This is a genomic window from Pseudoalteromonas sp. MMG022 (genome assembly GCF_021654245.1).
GTDB lineage: Bacteria > Pseudomonadota > Gammaproteobacteria > Enterobacterales > Alteromonadaceae > Pseudoalteromonas > Pseudoalteromonas amylolytica.
This window is the reverse complement of sequence record NZ_JAKFZQ010000009.1, coordinates 139,533-157,556: the sequence shown is the minus strand read 5'-3', so window position 1 is coordinate 157,556 and position 18,024 is coordinate 139,533. Positions and strand designations below refer to the sequence as shown.

Below are 18,024 nucleotides of genomic sequence, written 5' to 3'. Positions count from 1 at the left end.
GCAAAGTTAAGTTTTACTCGACGCTGACTCGTTGTTGCTTTGCTTATTCAGCGTAGCGCTCCGTGTCAGTGGAGGCGCATTATAGAGAACTCTTGCAGCAAGGCAAGTACTTTTTTAAGGAAACTTGTAAAAACACGCCATTCGAATAAAAAACACACAAAACCTATCAAAAAGATACATTCCATGTATGTTTAGCCCAACGATTTGTATGAAATTCACCCAGAAGGAAAGTAAGTATTGTAGAAAAAAGCAAAGATGCAAATAATTTTTGCAAAAAAGTACACCAGTCGCTCTTCACTTCCAGTGTACATATAAAGGCAATAGCGTGATTAATATAATAAGCTGTATAATTTTCTTCTATAAGTTGCAGCTAATGCATCACCATCTGGCAACGATGCGATAATTTCCATAAAGTCTTGTTTGGCTGATGCAAAGGTCATATCACGCTTTAATATACTTAAAAGCAGTTCTAGTGCTTCTTCCTTTCTGCCTGCCTCACCAAGCAACTTCGCCAGCTTTAATTTTACGTCGTTGTTTTGCGGCTCAGCCTCTAGTGCTTCACTCAACATTTTTATTTCAGGGGATTCCAGTTGTGCCTGAGCTTGCTGCAATTTAGCACATAAATTTTGAAAGTAAGCGTCTTGCTCTTGCTCAGCAACAGAGTCTAGTAACGCCTTGGCATCATCCAGCTTGTGAATTTGGATACAAATATTGGCCAACACAAGTTTCACTCGAGTATTATCCGCATCAATATCGTAAGCCTGTTTGGCAAAACTAAATGCTGTGTTCAAATCATCCGCAGCCAATGCTTGCTTCGCCTGATCGAGTAATAACATTTCAGGCTTCGGTAAATGCTCAGTCAATGCTTTTTTAATTTCATCTTCGCTTTGTGCACCATGAATCATATCAACAGGGGCGCCATTTTTTAACATCACAAGAGTCGGCAGTGATTGCAGGCCGATTTGCTGCGCTAACTGTGAAGCTAACGCTTGTTGCTGGTCGCAATCAACTGTGGCAATTATCAAATGCTCGCCATAACTCATCGCCAAATTCGACAATATTGACGCTTGTGCTAAACAATCTGGATTCTGGGCGCTAAAGAACGTCAACAAGATCAACCTATCTTGGTTTTGCTCACCCAGTACTTGCTGAATATTATCTGGCGTTAGTTGGATTTGGTTACTCATATCTTCAATTTATATTTTTTACGTATTTGCGATTTATATTGTGGCGAATACTCTAATTACAAGGTCAATTAACAGGATTCGTCATTTTTTTAGCGCGCTTTTTAAACCTGCGTTTTGCGGTAGGAGTCGCTAGCCCCTTAAAATTTGCATCCTGAATCCCTTTGGCAGCTTCAATGAATTCATTGAGTTGTATCATCAGAGGATCCATAAAAGCTTGGTAGGTGCACTCTTTATCGGCAATCTTAGCTAAATGAGATTCCCACAGAGCCGTTCTGTCAGGTAATGTGAGTGACTCTGGAAGCATATTTACCATCGAGTGGCCCACTTCGCTAGCCTTTATTTGTTTGCCGCTACGCTGTAAAAAACCTCTCTTAAAGAGTAACTCAATAATACCAGCACGCGTCGCCTCGGTCCCCAAACCATCCGTTTCTTTGAGAATCTTCTTGATTTCTTTGTCCTTAACATAACGGCTGATACCAGTCATAGCGCTTAATAACGTAGCATCCGTATAATGTTGTGGTGGCTGGGTATGCTTTTCCTGAATTTGTGCCTCATGACAATGCAGCTGTTGTCCTTCAACCAACGGCGGTAAGAAACTTGAAAGTGTGTCCTTATCTTGCTCTTGCTTGGCAAACAATACCTTAAAACCCATGACATTGACCTGTTTGGCCTTCGCGATAAAAAGACCACCAGCAACAATAATATGTGCTGTTGTTTCAAGGTAACTATACGGTGGATAAAACTGCGTGATATATTGACGACTAACGAGGTTATATATTTGCTGCTCTTGATATCCTAACTGAGCGGTTTTAACCTGCTTTTCTGTCGGTATAATCGCATGGTGCGCACCAACTTTCTTGTCGTTCCAGCACATTGTTCTTAGCGACAAATCAGCATCATCTATCTTGTCCTGTTCACAGCCCTTATTATTTGCAACAGCTGCAACCACCTTATGACGCTGTTGATAATGCTCACTGGGTAAATAACGATTATCTGAACGTGGATACGTGATCAGCTTATGCTTTTCATACAAACTTTGACATATATCGAGCACTTGCTTAGCAGACATTCCGTACATTTTATTGGCGTCAATTTGCAGTGCTGACAAGTTGTATGGCAGTGGTACATTTTGTTTCTTTGGTTTTTGCTCAAGCTTCGCCACTTCCCCCTGCTGATTTTCTATCCGCGAAGCGACATTTTCGGCAAGCGCTTTGAGCAATACCCGCTTCTCATCATCCATGTAAGGTTCACAAGACTCACTTGGCTGCCATTTGGCAACCAGCTTTTCGTTTGAGTCAGTTGTTAAATGGGCAAAGACTTCATAAAAAGGTTTTGACACAAATTCGTCTATTTCTCTATCCCGCCTTACTACCAACCCCAATACTGGAGTCTGAACTCGACCCACAGAGAGCACGCCGCGATAACCCGACTTTTGGCCTGTCAGCGTAAATGCTCGTGTCAGGTTCATACCATATAGCCAGTCCGCCCTCGCGCGAGCCAATGCTGAAATGCTCAAAGGAACAAAAGCCTGATTCGACTGCATTGCAGATAAAGCCCTTTTTACCGCCTGAATGTTTAAATCACTCACAAGTAAACGTCGCGTTTGCTGCTTTTGCTGTGTTGTTAGACCAACAAACTGTAAAACTTCATCAACTAGCAATTGCCCTTCTCTGTCGGGATCACCCGCATGAACAATAACATCCGCTGACTTAATCAACTTTTTTAATACACTTAGCTGTTTTTTTGTCTTGGCCTTGGCTTTAAACTGCCATTGCTCGGGCACTATCGGTAAGTCTTGATACTGCCACTTTTTAAATTTGGGATCATAGTCTTCAGGCTCTGCTTGTTCTAGCAAATGACCGATGCACCAAGACACCACACTGCCATCACCAGCTTCTATGAATCCATCCTGTTTTTTATGCGGTTTTGGCAAAGCATCAGCAATCGCTCTGCCAAGAGATGGCTTTTCAGCTATGTAAAGTTTCATCGAAAAAGCAACTCAACACTGTATAAATTAACAGTCATTCTAAGTCATCCTACTTCAATAAGCCAGTGTGTGAATAATCACTAAGGGCAATCATTAAGTTAAGCGTGGTATGCCCATAGCTAAGTATTTAGATTAAGTCAGCCATATATCATGATTTGCATTATTTAGTTTTCAGTAGGTTTAATTGAATATGTTTTTGTTCGACAAGTTGTGTCATTGCGTTTGCAGCCAGTTCTACTTGATCAGCAAGCTGTGATAATTCCATTGCCGCATCAGCAATTCCTGTAGTGTTGCTATTTATTTCTTCTGTTACCACACTTTGCTCTTCCGCCGCAGTGGCAATCTGTGTGACTTCGTTAGAAATATTCGCCAACATAGACACCATTGTACTCATAGCTTGTGCTGATTCTTTGCAATAGACAACCGCTTGCTCGCCTTGGGATACCGAGTTTTCGATAATCTCCTCAGATTGCTTAACCTCATGGTTCAGGTTATTAATCAGCTCATTAATATCATTAGTTGAGTCATGGGTTTTAGAAGCAAGGGCTCGCACTTCATCTGCCACAACGGCAAAGCCACGCCCCTGCTCTCCTGCACGGGCGGCTTCAATGGCTGCGTTGAGCGCCAGTAAGTTAGTCTGTTCGGCAATGGCTCGGATCACATCCAGAATTTGCGATATATCTGTGCTTCTCTCTACCACTTTATTAATAGCATGTTTTGCATCTAGTACTTGTGATGCCATGTTTTGCACGGTTTTGGTTGTTTGCACAATGCTTGCTTCACTTTTTTGCACTTGCTCCGATGCATCATTGGCACTTTGAGCTGCCTGCTCTGAAGATCTCGCTACTTCAGAAGCGGTTGCGCTCAGTTCATTAATTGCAGCAACCACACTATCAATTTCATTGTGCTGATTGGCAACCTTGTTCTTGATATTAATGGCGACTTCATTGGTTTTGAAAGATTGCTGATATGATTGTTCCGCGAGCTGCTTTAAGTCGTCGATCATTTTTCTAAGTTTATCAGTGAACTGATTAAACCCCATGGCAAGGGCTTTTAGTTCTGCGTGGGAGCTAACTTCTAACTCATGAGTTAAATCACCTTCGCTACTCGCTAAATTTTCTATGCGTTGCTGAATATGAGTCAAAGGCTTAATGATATTATTGATAAGGACCATAGCAACCGTAATTCCCACAACTGCGACCAACGCCCCCACCAACAGCATTGTTTGGCTCAATGCACTCGATGACGCATCTAATTCGTCTGCCAATTGTTTTGCCTGAGCCAACACAACCGACTTTGGCACTTCAATGAGTAAAGACCAAGTGGTGTTAGACAATTCAATATGGATTGGCAACGCTAGCGCAATGTCCTCTCCCATATCCAACAATCCTTTGCTTTTGTGTAACTTCACAAGGCTGTCAGCATAAGGTGCTGTAATTGATTCTCTCAAAGGCCTGGCAAGCTTATCATAATGGCTAGAACCAACAACTAAGCCAAGTTCACTCAATAGAGTAACTTTAGCAGCACCTTGATAAAGACTGTTAGAGAGCTCTTCTACTTGCTGCTGGAATACTGGCAGGTTCACATCTACACCCACTAAGCCAACAAACTGACCGTGAGCCTGTATAGGCACCGTCAGTGATGTCATCAACATATCACCATATAGATACGGCTCCATGATACATGGCGCATTTTTATCACGTGCGCATAAGTACCACTCAGCCTCTCTCAAACCAAACTCGTTTCTCGCATCAAGATATTTGTCGGCTGCTGCGGCTACTGTTTGTTGTGTAATAGTTTGACCATCACGGGTAAAGTAAATTTCGAGCGTACCATCTCCTGCAACAGAATGGCTGGCACCTCCCATAAACTGCCCATCTTTGTTGTCATAGCCATTGGCCTCAAACTGCGCGTACATTGACGAGACAAATTGATTTTCTGTTAGGGCGCCTGCTACTGCTTTTTGTACAATATCTCTAGATAATGGCTGAGTTTGTGCTGTGTTGTTGAGTATTCCTGAAAAAGTTAGAGGAACGCGATATGCCTCATTAATAAAAGCTGAAACTTTCTGAGCATAGTAGCGACCTTGCGCTGTTAGCGTTTTCTGTGCTTCTTCATAAAGTACCTTCTGTACCTGTGTGCTTTGTTTTTCATTCTGTGTGCCTAAATGCGACCACATATATAGTGTCAGTATCATCACCAAAGCGGTAACCAAAGCAGCAACAAACACTAATAATTTACTTTTTATTGAGGCGTATTTCATGAACTTCCTTATGAGCAAAACCTTTACTGTTCTTCTAGCAAACATCATAGATTGAGTAGCTAGGGCATCTACTTTAAAAGTTTATATATCGACAGCCCTGCACTATGAAAGCGACGACTTACCACTCTATATAAAAACCTACAAATGATAAACTTATCTCTATAATACAAGAACATCATAAACACACTCATAGTGCAACCGTTACACTTTTTAGTCGCATTAAAAAAGGCATGATAATCATCATGCCTTTATAAGAACCTAAAATGTTTGGTAATCAAACATCATCCTCAATGTTACTTTTACCTGAGGTGCGTTCGATGCTTTTTAATTTGTGGTGAATAGCGGACTTGATGAGCATATAACCACTAATTGGTGCGGTGAGTAGCAAGAAGATTGAAATTAAAACTTCCTTTGCACTGATCCCATCTTGTAGCTGGCTAAAATATATCATTGCCGCTGTGAGTAAACTGGCCATGCCCAAAGTTGTCGCCTTTGTTGGACCGTGCAAACGCATAAAGAAGTCCGGCATTTTCACAAGACCGATAGAGCCTACCAAAACAAAAAAGCCGCCAATCAATAACAGTATTGAAATTATCCACTCAGACATAACACCCCCTATTCGATTATGTCGCCACGGAGTAAGTATTTACATACAGCTACCGTACTTACAAAACCTAGCATTGCGATTAGCAGAGCGGCTTCAAAATACAAACCTGTGCCCATACTCATACCGTACAAAATAATTAAAGCAATGCTATTGATATACATTGTATCTAGCGCCAAGATTCTATCTGGCACTGAAGGCCCTACCACTAAACGCCATAAATTCAACAACAACGACAAGCCTATCATTGCAAAAACAATCAAGATCACTGTCTCTAACATTCAAAAATCTCCTTAAGCGGTGCTTCATAACGCTGCTTAATAGTTTGTATCAGGGCTTTTTCATCCTCTAAATTAAGCACGTGGATAAGCAAATAACGCTTTTCAGGTTTGTCACCATCAGGTAAAGATTCTCGCCAAGGATAAACCTCGGCGCTGACCGTGCCAGGTGTAAGAGATACCGTGCTTGCCAAGATAGTAATTGGCATACTATGTGATAAATCCAACGGTACTTTCACAAACCCTGGCTTAAGTCGCTTTGTTGGGCCCAAGATCAATAATGCAACCTGTACATTGGCGGTAATGATATCGTACAGCACCAAAAATAAGTGTCTGATAGCAAGGCCAGGCTTTAAAATTAATGGTTGTTTAGTCCGAAACGGCTGAGTGGCCAATGGGATCACGATAGCCAGAAGTAAGCCCAGTATTATATGGCCTGCAGATAAACTATTGTTAAGAAGCAACCACACACAAAACAGCATTAAACTGCGAAATGGCGTTGGTAACCATGCAAAACGTGCCTCTAAGCGCATTATTGCCCTCCTTCTAAAACAAGGCTTACATTACCAGCAAAATTGTGTAATTCAGTGGCTGTGAATAAAGCATAATCACTGAGTGGACCTGCAAAGATAATCATCATAGGTGACGCCATAACCAGTATAAGCAAAGCACAACATTGGGCCGGGTGAACCAAGTTTTGCTCAGCAGCGTCAGCTGGTTTGGCTGTTGTATTGTGCCAAAACAAAGTGCTACCAGCTTTAGAAACCGCCATCAATACGGCAAGACTGGCCAGTAAATAAACGGGCCAAAACACCATTACATACTCGGTTTCAAAAGTGGCTCTAAGTAGCCAGATTTTTGCTACAAACCCCGATAAAGGTGGCATACCAATCACAGTAATCGCAGCTAAGATAAACCCGCCTCCCAGTAACAATGGCTGCGCGACGGCACGCCCTGCCGTTATTCTATCTGAGACTTTACCACGCTGGCGTGCAATGAGGTCTGCAATTAAAAACAAAGCCGCACTAACCAGTGTTGAATGAACTAAATAGTAAATCGCCGCAGCACTTGCTTGCACACTCTGAACGGCAACTAAAGCCACCAAGGTACCCACTGAAACGATTACTAGATTAGCCGTTAGTTTACGCAAGTCTTGGCTAGCTAAAACACCAATCGCGCCTACAATGATGGTCGCAATTGCTAACCACCACAACCAACCTTGTGCCATCAGGCTCAGCTCACCTGCATTTTTGCCAAACACAAGCGTGTAGACTCGCATCATGGAGTAAACACCCACTTTAGTCATAATTGCAAATAGCGCAGCCACAACTGGCAACGCCGTTGCGTAGGTATTGGGCAGCCACAGATGCAAAGGTAATAAGGCTCCTTTAAGTGCGAATACAACTAGCAGTAATAAGCCACCAATTTTAGCCAGATAGATATCATCACCTTGCAAGGTGGTAACTTTGTGCGCCATATCCGCCATATTCAACGTACCGAGCACGCCATACAGAGTACCCAGTGCAATGAGGAATACGGCCGAACCTACTAAATTCAAGATCACATATTGCAATGCTGCACGTGTGTTGTGCTTATCACCACCATGCATCAACAGCGCGTAGGAAGCGATAAGTAACACTTCAAAGAACACGAACAAGTTGAACATATCGCCCGTTAAAAACGCACCGTTCACGCCCAGAATCAAAAAATGTAGCAATGGATGAAAAAATGCGCCTTTCTCATCGTCACCCGCACACGCATATAACGAGCAGGCAACACCGAGTACTGCCGTCAGAGTCGTTAGTAGTACAGACAGTGGATCTGCTACCATCACAATTCCAAATGGCGCAGACCAATCACCAATTGCATACACTTGTGTGCCATGGTTTTTTACTTGGCAAAGCAACGCAACTGACGCGAATAAAGTCGCCAATGCAAAAATTACTGACGCGACACGCCTGATTTTTAAATTCTTCCCACAAGGCGGCATCAAAAGAATAACACCTGCCAGCATGGGCAATAAAATTGGCAAAGAAGTCAAATGCTGGATCATGCTTTACCCTTAGTTTTATTTTTAGAGGTTTCCTGCCCATTTACATGGTCGTTTCCTAAATCAGCTCGGCCACGAATAGCTAAGATCACCACAAAGGCGGTCATAGCAAAACCAATAACGATTGCTGTTAACACCAAAGCTTGCGGCAATGGGTCTGCATATGCTTCGGCATGGCCCAATACAGCTGCTTTATTAAGGGCCAAACGACCCGAAGAGAACAAAAATAGATTTACGGCGTATGACAACATAGTTAACCCAAGTACAACAGGAAATGTACGGGCGCGTAAGATTAAAAACACGCCACAAGTTACCAATAGTCCTACACAAGACGCATATAACAATTCCATTAAAAGTTTACCTCTTCTTTTGGCGCATCCGCGGTAACTTTACCCAAACTCGCTAAAATCATTAAAGTTGCACCGACAACGGTTATATACACACCTAAATCAAACGCCAAAGCACTTGCCAGTTCGATTTTCCCAATCACTGGGATATCAAAATAGTCAAACCACGAGGTTAAGAAAGGACGACCAAACAACCAACTGCCAACCCCTGTCAGCAAGGCGATGGCTATACCCGATGCGATGATTTTTCTATAGTTTATGGTTAAACGTTCTGCAATCCAGTTTGAGCCATGCGCTATATACTGCAAAATAAACGCAATCGCTGTTATTAGACCCGCTATAAAGCCCCCTCCTGGTAGATTGTGTCCTCGCAAAAAAATATAGAATGAGACCAGTAACGCCAACGGTAATAAGCTTTGTGAGATACTCGCCAATAGCAGTGGATAACGCTCTTTAGCCCAAGGACGCCCTTCACTGTCACTAGCAGGCATAAACAACGGTAGATTGATGAGCAATTTGTAGATACCCAGTGCGGCAATGCCCAATACTGTGATCTCACCTAAGGTATCAAAGCCCCTGAAATCAACAAGAATAACGTTAACAACGTTGGTACCACCACCGCCAGTTTTGGCATTGGCAATGAAAAACTCTGAAATAGAATCAAGCGGTCTGGTGATCATGGCATAACAAATACTGCCTATCACAACACCGATTGCCGAAGATATGCCAATATCGCGCAACACTCTAATTGAACTTGATTCTTTAGGCGTTCTTTGTGGTAAGAAGAACAAGGCAAGCATTAACAGGATGATCGTCACCACTTCGACTGTAAGCTGAGTTAATGCTAAATCTGGTGCTGAGAAGCGGGTAAAAGCCACTGACACCATCAAACCAACCACAGAAACCATCAGTAGCGATACCATGCGTACGTGATGCCAAATCACCGTACCAATTGCGCCTATCATCAATAATGCAGCACCGATTCCGTTATGCATATCAACCTCTGTGGGCCTTTTACCTCCCACGAGTTGTGCCATTTCGAATAACGGCCAACCAGCACTTATCAATACCACCACAAACATTAACATCAGGTAGCGTTGCAACGACCCATTTTCAATGGCTGTGATCTTATGCTGACTCCACTTCACTATGTTGTACACGCTGTTATCAAATACTCTTTTCGCATTCAAAGGTGGCAAAGATGCTTGGAATTGAAATAAGTAACGGCGCTGAGTATAAATGAGCAAACCACCACACACTGCAATACCGCTCATCAGTAAAGGCAGATTGAAGCCGTGCCACAAAGCAACATGATATTCAGGAGCATCACCACCGAGTACCGCTGAAGATGCAGTATTGAGAATGCCATCAATCACAAGGTTCGGGAACATCCCCACAACCAAACAAAGTGCCACTAATATTTCAATTGGAACCCTCATATAACGCGGTGGCTCATGCGGCTCTTTTGGCAAGTCAATTGGGTCACCATTGAAAAACACGTCATGAATGAATCGCGCTGAGTACGCCACAGAAAAGGCGCCTGCTACTGTTGCTAAAACAGGAATAAGCCACGACATAGAGCCGAGCAATTGCTGATATAAGGTTTCAGCAAAGAACATTTCCTTAGATAAGAAACCGTTGAGCAAAGGCACACCTGCCATCGCGGCAGCCGCTACCATTGCCAATGTGGCAGTATAAGGCATAAAGCGCCACATACCGTTCAGCTTACGCATATCACGAGTACCCGTTTCATGGTCTATGATACCTGTTGCCATAAACAAGGAGGCTTTGAACGTCGCGTGATTAATAATATGAAAAACCGCCGCCACGGTTGCCAATTCGGTATCTAAACCAAGTAGCAAGGTGATCAAGCCCAAGTGACTAATTGTTGAGTAGGCAAGCAAGCCTTTCAAATCATGTTTAAACAGTGCTACATAGGCCGCAAACAATAAGGTGGTTAGCCCAGTCAAGCCTACCATAACAAACCACAAGTCAGTTCCTGCAAGCGCGGGGTAAAAACGTGCCAGCAAAAAGATCCCCGCTTTTACCATTGTTGCAGAGTGTAAGTAAGCACTCACAGGCGTAGGTGCAGCCATGGCATGAGGCAGCCAGAAGTGGAACGGAAACTGTGCTGACTTAGTAAATGCGCCCAATAATACCAAAATGAGTGTCACCTCGTACAAACCATGTGCTTGGATCAACGCTTTACTTTGCAAAATCACGTCGAGGTTATAACTGCCGACGATATGGCCTAGGATCAATAGACCAGCCAACAGGGCTAAGCCACCGCCACCGGTTACCGCTAACGCCATTCTTGCGCCCTTGCGCGCTTCTGATTTATGGCCCCAGTAGCTGATCAATAAAAATGAGCTTATGCTCGTCAGTTCCCAGAAAATCCACAACTGTAACACGTTGTTAGACATAACAATGCCTAGCATCGCAGTCATAAACAGCATGAGATAGGAGAATAGCTTCGGCATTGAGTCTTTTTCGCTTAGGTAATAACGAGCATAAAAAATGACAAGAATACCTATGCCTAGAATCATAAATACAAACAACAGAGCAAGCCCGTCAAGCCTAAAGGCTACTTCAAGCCCTAATAAAGGGATCCAAGCGGTGCTTTCACGTATTACTTCTCCTGCAAATATCGCAGGTGAAATATGTATCGCCAAAGCAAGCGCTATAAACGGTGTAACAAGTGTCAACGCAGTAGTCTGGTTGCGTGACAACTTACCCGAAAATGATGAAAGAATACTGCCGATAAAGGATAGCAAGGGTATCCAAAGCAAAGTCATAGATTAAACCTTTTTGTTTCAGTGTCGTAAATGCACGACCCACACTGAGTGCGTGTCCAACTTAGCATGATTTTAATAATTCTAAATGACACGCTTTGAGCACACAAAACTTCCTCAGTTATACTTTATTAGTGTTTGAGTTGTCTATAGTTCCACATCCTAGCTGATGATATTTTAGACAACTTTAACAAACAATTCAGATTAAATTCATATCTGTGTTTCACCTGTATCTTGAAAGGTACTGATTGGTAGTATTCACTGAATGTCAGTAACTTTAGACTACCAACTTGAAAGTGTCTCTAATCGATAACGTTTTGAGTTAACGGCATTTTGCCACAAAGTACGATAGCTATCAGATAACGGTAATTCCTGAAACTGCATTATGCTCCAACTTTTACTTGGTTTGTACGCTTGAAAAGCGGATCCATTTTGGCATGTTTCACTGGCATGCCAGTTTTTCGGAGGCTTATCGTTAGTCACAATCAAATTTGGAGCAAGCTGGCCACTTTGCTTGCACAACCACTGTGCCTTGCTAGGAGCAATCGCATATTCGTCCTCAAAACCACTAAAATGCATCAACTCATGTAAAAAAACCTGATAGTCATGTGCTGTCGTAAGCGTCATCACCCCTTTCAATACATTGGCCTTGCCTGCTCTGGTCATGACAACTAGATAGTCTACATTGTCGAGCTGTTTTCGATAATTAGCCAAGAACTGTGCGATGTCACACTGGGCAAATCCGCTAGATAATTCCGCGCAGGACATAAGATCGCCGACATAAAATACCTCTGACAAACAATAACTATCTGGCATAGGCTCTGGCTGCTGTATATATTGTGCACGTATTTCGTCAAGTTTGATGACCCCGGAGTAATGATCACTTATCATCAGCACTCGATTGAGGCATGCTGGCGCAAATTGCCAACGCGAAACAAGTGCCGCTAGTCCATATTCAGCCATTGCTGAGCGTGAGAGCTGCTGAGGCAATACACCTCGTTCACTGGCAAGCAATGTACTTGCTTGCTCAGTTAACTCCATAACTTCGCTCAGTCTATTTAGTTCCTCAAACGCTTTACGCCGCGTAAATACTTGCTGTAAGCGCTGCTGCTGAGCTTTTGAAACATCTGCATAATGCTTTTTCCAATACAAGCTACTAGCATGATAACGCATGCGCTTTGCGAGTCTAATCGACCACTCAAATAGTACACCTGGCTCACCTAACACTAACATTGACTGAATCGCCAAATCAGGTAGCACCTCTAGTTTGACGCGATGTTGTGTAAAGAAATAACTCTGTGGATATGCTGCCAAATAATGATTGCGAGTCTGTGAGTCTAACAGCTGTGGGTGATGATGGCTTTGCGACAATACTAGTACCACAAAGCCTAACAAAATGAATTTGCTAACCTGCTGCATTTCCGGCAAGGAGATCCAATTCTAGGCGAGCATATTTGTGCTCAACAAACTCATAAACGTTGGTCGCAAGCGCTAGCTTGAAAAAGTCCACAGCAACGGCTGTTTTACCACGTGACTGATAAAGTTTACCTAGGTAGAAATAAGCCTCACACAGGCGCTCAGCGTACTCCTGCTGATTGGATATACCTTCACCTAATTGTTGTAAAAACTGCCCCTCGCTTAGCTCACCCAAGTAGAGCTGGACCAATTGGCTTGACCATTTTTGTGAATCTAGTGTACTACTATTAGCGCGAAGCTGCTCTATTGCTTTGAGCGGCTCCACCTTCTGTTGAGCTAAATACAGCCACATCATTCGATAAGCATCGACTGGGTCTCGTGCTAAAAACGTAGAAAAGTCCTGACTTGCCAGTGCAGGGCGATCGCCATAATACAGCGCAATGCCACGGTTAAGGTAGCCATATTCATGGGACTCGTCTAACTCAAGTAAGGTATCAAACATATCGTACGCTTGGGCGTACTCTTGCAACAAAGTGTGGTGAATGCCAAGAAAGTTATAGACCTCAGCTAAATCAGGCTTCATTTTCACAGCTCGGTTAAAGTCTATGCGCGCTAACGTTGTCAGCCCTAGACTGTCATAAAGCATGCCACGATTGTAAAAAAGCTGAGCCCGTTGCTCTTGTTGAAGATCACTGGCAAGTAAAAATTCCGAATAACGTGCAATCGCAAGCTCGTTACTAAAATTGGATGCCAGTGGCACACTTAACGGTACATTAATCACATGCTGTGCACTTTTCTCGGGACTAGATTGACAGCCGAGTAACCCAATAACTAGTAAGGGTAAAAAAAATTTGGATGCTAACTTCATGTCCTTCCTCTAGTCGCTCTTGGAGCTTATGTAGCGGCCATTAAAACATAAAAAAAGGGGGCATACAGCCCCCTTTCACTACTATCTTGTTTTATTTACACAAAATTACTCTGCAGGTGCTTCTGGCGCTTGCTCAGAAGGCTGTTGCGGTGCTGTTTCTTGTGCTTCTTTAATGCTAAGACGTACGCGGCCCTGACGGTCCACTTCTAGTACTTTAACTTTGACTTCTTGGCCAACCGATAAATGGTCTGCAACGTTGTTAACGCGCTCAGCACTAATTTGTGAAATGTGTACTAAGCCATCTTTACCTGGCAGTACATTTACAAACGCACCAAAGTCAACAATACGTACTACTTTACCATTGTAGATAGTGCCTACTTCAAGCTCAGCTGTTAGCGCTTCAATGCGTGAAATCGCATCTTTTGCACTCATACCGTCAGTTGCAGCAATCTTGATTGTGCCATCGTCTTCAATTTCAATCGTTGTGCCTGTCTCTTCAGTTAACTGACGAATCGTTGCACCACCTTTACCGATTACTTCAGCAATCTTCTTCGGTGGAATATTCATCGTGTAGATACGAGGAGCAAACTCAGAAAGTTCAGCTGAAGGTGCTGCAATCGCTTCATCCATTACAGATAAGATATGCAAACGAGCTGCTTTTGCTTGCTTAAGTGCAATTTGCATGATCTCTTTGTTGATACCTTCAATCTTGATATCCATCTGTAGTGCAGTAACACCTTCGCTGCTACCGGCAACTTTAAAGTCCATATCGCCTAAGTGATCTTCATCACCTAAGATGTCAGAAAGAACAACAAAGTTTTCGTCTTCTTTCACAAGACCCATCGCGATACCCGCAACAGATGCTTTAATTGGTACACCTGCATTCATAAGTGCTAGTGACGTACCACATACAGAAGCCATTGAAGATGAACCGTTTGACTCTGTGATTTCAGATACCACACGAATTGAGTACGGGAATTCTTCCAAAGTAGGAAGCACTGCTTGAACACCACGCTTAGCAAGGTTACCGTGGCCAATTTCACGACGCTTTGGTGAACCGATAAAGCCCGTCTCACCGACACAGTAAGGAGGGAAGTTATAGTTCAGCATGAAGTGATGTTTGTGTGTACCTGTTAGGTCATCGATCATCTGTGAGTCACGCTCAGTACCTAAAGTAGCAGTAACTAACGCTTGTGTTTCACCACGAGTAAAGATAGCTGAACCGTGAGTACGTGGTAATACGCCAGTCATTACGTCTAGCGCACGAACCATGTCTGGTTCACGACCGTCAATACGCTTCTCACCAGCAATGATACGTCCACGTACGATTTTCTTCTCTAAAGAACCAAACAGCTTACCTACTTCTTGCGTGTCAAGCTCTTCGCCTTCAGCAAGTTCTGCTGTTAGTGCTTCAATAACTGCTTCTTTAGCAACTGAAAGCGCTTCTTTACGCGCGACTTTGTCAGTGATGCGGTAAGCCTCGCCTACTTTTTCTGACGCAAGTCCAGCAATTTTATCTGAAAGTGAAACGTTTTTCTCTGGCGCAGCCCACTCCCAAGCCGGCTTACCCGCTTGTGCTTTGAACTCTTCAACCGCTTTAATGATCGCCTGAGATTGCTCGTGACCGTATACAACCGCACCTAGCATTTCTTCTTCAGAAAGTACGTCAGCTTCAGACTCAACCATAAGTACCGCGTTTTCAGTACCAGCTACAACTAGGTCTAGTTTACTTTCTTCTAGCTCTTTCAGTGTTGGGTTCAGTACATACTGGCCATCGATATAACCAACACGAGCAGCACCGATAGGACCATTGAATGGGATACCAGAAATAGCTAGCGCTGCTGATGTACCAATCATAGCAACCATATCTGGTTGAATTTCTGGGTTAACCGAAACAACCGTTGCAATCACTTGTACTTCGTTTACGAAACCGTCTGGGAATAGAGGGCGAATTGGACGGTCAATTAGACGTGCGATTAGCGTTTCGCCATCGTTTGGACGACCTTCGCGCTTTAAGAAACCACCTGGGATACGACCCGCAGCGTACATACGCTCTTGATAGTTAACAGTGAGTGGGAAAAAGTCTTGACCAGGTACTGCGTCACGCTTACCTACCACAGTTACAAGTACTGAAGTATCGCCAATGCTTGCAAGTACTGCGCCGTCAGCTTGACGAGCGATAGCACCAGTTTCTAGAGTCACAGTGTGTTGACCTAGTTGAAATTCTTTAATAATTGCTTGCACAAATATTTCCTTAATAAAACAAATATAAACGCCAACAACTACCAATTACAGTCTTAACCAGACTCCTCGCTCATTGAATCTGTTTAAGCACTACAATTGGCAAACGATGTCGGCGCAATTTCGACCCTATGCCGAAGTAACCTAGTATACTTGGACAACGGCCACAAAAAAAGGGGCTATTCAGCCCCTTTTTTGATGTTGACCAAAAAGCCAACAAATAATCAAGTGATTAGCGACGTAGGCCAAGCTCTTTGATTAGTGCAGAGTAACGTTCAACGCTCTTACCTTTTAGGTAGTCTAGTAAGTTACGACGTTGGCTAACTTTGCGAAGAAGACCACGACGTGAGTGGAAATCATGCTTGTGGTTAGCAAAGTGACCTTGTAACTTGTTGATGTCAGCAGTAAGAAGTGCAACTTGTACTTCAGGTGAACCTGTGTCGCCTTCTGCACGTGCGAATTTTGCTACGATTTCTGCTTTTTCTTGGTTGCTTAGTGACATAATAACTCCAAAATAAATTTAAATTGTGCTTTAGCCGATCACTAATTCAGCCAAAGCGAGTAAGCGGCGCGCATTGTATCAGCAATCCGCACCAGAAACTAGCAAAACTTATTGATGGGTGGCAAGCGCCCTTTTTGCTTTGAGGTGACCATCAGCATTACGCTCCCCGATACCAATAAATTGGCCATTTGCGAGTACCTTAACAACCCCGTCCGGCACGCTCCCACACACCACAACCTGACCGTGGCTAAAGGCAATACCCTGCTGTGCTGAAATCTCTACCGTTGGTAAATCAACTAAGGCACTGTCCATCGGTAACAGCAACTGGTCAATGTATGTTGATGGTTCTAAGCCCTCAGATTTAGCTTGATTGAGCTTTTCTTCTAACTGCTCAATCGTGACCATTTTCTCACTCGGATAGTGGCCCACCTTTGAGCGGTGTAACATAATTACGTGAGCTCCACAGCCAAGTTGTTCACCTAAATCATCGACAATCGTGCGAATGTAAGTACCTTTTGAGACATGTGCGGTCATCTGAATTTCTTCACGCTCTGCATCATACTCATCAAGTGTTAAGCTAAACACGTTGATTTTCCGGCATTTACGAGGCACCTCAATGCCCTCACGCGCATATTTATACAGAGGTTGCCCTTGGTATTTAAGCGCCGAGTACATAGACGGGTATTGATCAGACTCCCCCAGAAAGCTCTCTACGGCCGCTTCTATCGTTGCCTTATCGACGTTTACGGGACGAGTTTCTACCACTTCACCATCTGAGTCTGAAGTTGTTGTACGCTCACCAAGCTTGGCACGTACAACATACGTTTTGTCCGTATCTAATAAAAACTGAGTAAACTTGGTCGCCTCACCAAAGCAAATAGGCAACATGCCAGTAGCCAATGGATCTAACGCACCGGTATGCCCCGCTTTTTGTGCAAAGTAAATACCCTTGGCTTGTTGCAAAGCTTTGTTTGATGAAATCCCTTCGCATTTGTGCAACAGCACAATGCCATCGACTGGGCGACCTTTTGAACGCCTAGCCATTACTTCTGCTCATCCCCTGAAGAATCCTCTGAAGGCTCTTCTGAAGACTCAGGACCACGCTTTTCATTGTCTTCACGGATAACTGTATCAACCAAGTTAGAAATGCGCATACCTTCTAGTAGCGAGTTATCTACTACAAAACGTAGTTCTGGCATGATACGTGCGCGAATACGCTTACCTAAAACTGAGCGAATATAACCCGTTGCATCATTTAAGATAGCAACGCTTTGCTTCGTTTTATCTTCATCCGTGGTATTGAGTACCGTAATAAAGATTTTTGCGTAAGATAAGTCCCTCGATACTTCCACGGCCGATACCGTTACAAAGCCTAAACGGGGGTCTTTAATTTCACGTTGTAGAATGACCGCAATTTCTTTTTGAATTTGCTGAGCCACTCTGTCTGTGCGAGAAAATTCTCTCATTTTCACCACTTATAAAATTAACT

Annotated in this window: 15 protein-coding genes; all 15 read right to left on the bottom strand. The window is 43.4% G+C overall.

From position 1 onward, the window contains the following. Positions 1-329: 329 nt before the first annotated feature. The 15 genes from L1070_RS10685 to rbfA all read right to left on the bottom strand — a co-directional run bounded on the left by L1070_RS10685 (position 330) and on the right by rbfA (position 18,001). Positions 330-1,187 (bottom strand): tetratricopeptide repeat protein, encoded by an 858-nt coding sequence (locus tag L1070_RS10685; RefSeq protein ID WP_237125532.1) that lies wholly within the window; start codon positions 1,185-1,187, stop codon positions 330-332. A gap of 64 nt (positions 1,188-1,251) precedes the next feature. Next, entirely contained in the window at positions 1,252-3,174 is a 1,923-nt protein-coding gene (locus L1070_RS10680) for a DNA topoisomerase III (RefSeq protein ID WP_237125531.1), read from the bottom strand. A gap of 160 nt (positions 3,175-3,334) precedes the next feature. After that, positions 3,335-5,437 (bottom strand): methyl-accepting chemotaxis protein, encoded by a 2,103-nt coding sequence (locus L1070_RS10675; RefSeq protein WP_237125530.1) that lies wholly within the window; start codon positions 5,435-5,437, stop codon positions 3,335-3,337. A gap of 274 nt (positions 5,438-5,711) precedes the next feature. Then, positions 5,712-6,044, bottom strand: coding sequence for a Na+/H+ antiporter subunit G (locus tag L1070_RS10670; RefSeq protein WP_237125529.1), 333 nt, complete (start codon positions 6,042-6,044; stop codon positions 5,712-5,714). A gap of 8 nt (positions 6,045-6,052) precedes the next feature. Next, a complete protein-coding gene (locus L1070_RS10665; protein ID WP_070984038.1) occupies positions 6,053-6,322 on the bottom strand; it encodes a K+/H+ antiporter subunit F in 270 nt (89 codons plus the stop codon). After that, complete coding sequence (locus L1070_RS10660; RefSeq protein ID WP_070984037.1) at positions 6,316-6,852, bottom strand: Na+/H+ antiporter subunit E; 537 nt, start codon at positions 6,850-6,852, stop codon at positions 6,316-6,318. Before L1070_RS10660 ends, L1070_RS10665 begins: the two co-directional genes overlap by 7 nt. Further along, complete coding sequence (locus L1070_RS10655; RefSeq protein ID WP_237125528.1) at positions 6,852-8,372, bottom strand: monovalent cation/H+ antiporter subunit D; 1,521 nt, start codon at positions 8,370-8,372, stop codon at positions 6,852-6,854. The genes L1070_RS10660 and L1070_RS10655 overlap by 1 nt, the downstream gene beginning before the upstream one ends. Next, complete coding sequence (locus L1070_RS10650; RefSeq protein WP_070984035.1) at positions 8,369-8,719, bottom strand: Na+/H+ antiporter subunit C; 351 nt, start codon at positions 8,717-8,719, stop codon at positions 8,369-8,371. Before L1070_RS10650 ends, L1070_RS10655 begins: the two co-directional genes overlap by 4 nt. Further along, the gene (locus L1070_RS10645) at positions 8,719-11,511 is read right to left on the bottom strand and encodes a monovalent cation/H+ antiporter subunit A (protein WP_237125527.1); all 2,793 of its coding nucleotides are present in this window, start codon (positions 11,509-11,511) and stop codon (positions 8,719-8,721) included. The genes L1070_RS10650 and L1070_RS10645 overlap by 1 nt, the downstream gene beginning before the upstream one ends. 279 nt (positions 11,512-11,790) lie before the next feature. Beyond that, entirely contained in the window at positions 11,791-12,927 is a 1,137-nt protein-coding gene (locus L1070_RS10640; protein WP_237125526.1) for a hypothetical protein, read from the bottom strand. Beyond that, a complete protein-coding gene (nlpI, locus tag L1070_RS10635) occupies positions 12,914-13,792 on the bottom strand; it encodes a lipoprotein NlpI (RefSeq protein ID WP_237125525.1) in 879 nt (292 codons plus the stop codon). The genes L1070_RS10640 and nlpI overlap by 14 nt, the downstream gene beginning before the upstream one ends. Positions 13,793-13,897: 105 nt before the next feature. Further along, complete coding sequence (pnp, locus tag L1070_RS10630) at positions 13,898-16,036, bottom strand: polyribonucleotide nucleotidyltransferase (protein ID WP_237125524.1); 2,139 nt, start codon at positions 16,034-16,036, stop codon at positions 13,898-13,900. 229 nt (positions 16,037-16,265) lie between these two features. Further along, positions 16,266-16,535, bottom strand: coding sequence for a 30S ribosomal protein S15 (gene rpsO / locus L1070_RS10625; RefSeq protein WP_010385052.1), 270 nt, complete (start codon positions 16,533-16,535; stop codon positions 16,266-16,268). Positions 16,536-16,643: 108 nt separating this feature from the next. Continuing rightward, a complete protein-coding gene (gene truB / locus L1070_RS10620; protein WP_237125523.1) occupies positions 16,644-17,579 on the bottom strand; it encodes a tRNA pseudouridine(55) synthase TruB in 936 nt (311 codons plus the stop codon). After that, entirely contained in the window at positions 17,579-18,001 is a 423-nt protein-coding gene (rbfA, locus tag L1070_RS10615; RefSeq protein WP_070984028.1) for a 30S ribosome-binding factor RbfA, read from the bottom strand. Before rbfA ends, truB begins: the two co-directional genes overlap by 1 nt. Positions 18,002-18,024 lie beyond the last annotated feature (23 nt).